We start from the raw sequence: 1,567 nt of genomic DNA, 5'->3' as shown, positions 1-1,567 counted from the left end.
TTAAATTGAAGAGTTTGATCATGGCTCAGATTGAACGCTGGCGGCAGGCCTAACACATGCAAGTCGAGCGGAAACGACACTAACAATCCTTCGGGTGCGTTAATGGGCGTCGAGCGGCGGACGGGTGAGTAATGCCTAGGAAATTGCCTTGATGTGGGGGATAACCATTGGAAACGATGGCTAATACCGCATAATGCCTACGGGCCAAAGAGGGGGACCTTCGGGCCTCTCGCGTCAAGATATGCCTAGGTGGGATTAGCTAGTTGGTGAGGTAATGGCTCACCAAGGCGACGATCCCTAGCTGGTCTGAGAGGATGATCAGCCACACTGGAACTGAGACACGGTCCAGACTCCTACGGGAGGCAGCAGTGGGGAATATTGCACAATGGGCGAAAGCCTGATGCAGCCATGCCGCGTGTATGAAGAAGGCCTTCGGGTTGTAAAGTACTTTCAGTTGTGAGGAAGGGGGTAGCGTTAATAGCGCTATCTCTTGACGTTAGCAACAGAAGAAGCACCGGCTAACTCCGTGCCAGCAGCCGCGGTAATACGGAGGGTGCGAGCGTTAATCGGAATTACTGGGCGTAAAGCGCATGCAGGTGGTTCATTAAGTCAGATGTGAAAGCCCGGGGCTCAACCTCGGAACTGCATTTGAAACTGGTGAACTAGAGTACTGTAGAGGGGGGTAGAATTTCAGGTGTAGCGGTGAAATGCGTAGAGATCTGAAGGAATACCAGTGGCGAAGGCGGCCCCCTGGACAGATACTGACACTCAGATGCGAAAGCGTGGGGAGCAAACAGGATTAGATACCCTGGTAGTCCACGCCGTAAACGATGTCTACTTGGAGGTTGTGGCCTTGAGCCGTGGCTTTCGGAGCTAACGCGTTAAGTAGACCGCCTGGGGAGTACGGTCGCAAGATTAAAACTCAAATGAATTGACGGGGGCCCGCACAAGCGGTGGAGCATGTGGTTTAATTCGATGCAACGCGAAGAACCTTACCTACTCTTGACATCCAGAGAAGCCAGCGGAGACGCAGGTGTGCCTTCGGGAGCTCTGAGACAGGTGCTGCATGGCTGTCGTCAGCTCGTGTTGTGAAATGTTGGGTTAAGTCCCGCAACGAGCGCAACCCTTATCCTTGTTTGCCAGCGAGTAATGTCGGGAACTCCAGGGAGACTGCCGGTGATAAACCGGAGGAAGGTGGGGACGACGTCAAGTCATCATGGCCCTTACGAGTAGGGCTACACACGTGCTACAATGGCGCATACAGAGGGCAGCAAGCTAGCGATAGTGAGCGAATCCCAAAAAGTGCGTCGTAGTCCGGATTGGAGTCTGCAACTCGACTCCATGAAGTCGGAATCGCTAGTAATCGTAGATCAGAATGCTACGGTGAATACGTTCCCGGGCCTTGTACACACCGCCCGTCACACCATGGGAGTGGGCTGCAAAAGAAGTGGGTAGTTTAACCTTTCGGGGAGGACGCTCACCACTTTGTGGTTCATGACTGGGGTGAAGTCGTAACAAGGTAGCCCTAGGGGAACCTGGGGCTGGATCACCTCCTTATACGAAGATA

1 rRNA gene is annotated in these 1,567 nt (G+C 53.4%); it reads left to right on the top strand.

The window, feature by feature from the left end:
• Positions 1-2: 2 nt before the first annotated feature.
• Positions 3-1,557, top strand: a 16S ribosomal RNA gene (locus ACED45_RS23995).
• Positions 1,558-1,567 lie beyond the last annotated feature (10 nt).

This window comes from Vibrio crassostreae, from assembly GCF_041439375.1.
In the GTDB taxonomy this organism is placed as follows: Bacteria; Pseudomonadota; Gammaproteobacteria; order Enterobacterales; family Vibrionaceae; genus Vibrio; species Vibrio crassostreae_D.
Note: the sequence above shows the minus strand (reverse complement) of the source record. Positions and strands in the feature narration are given on the sequence as shown.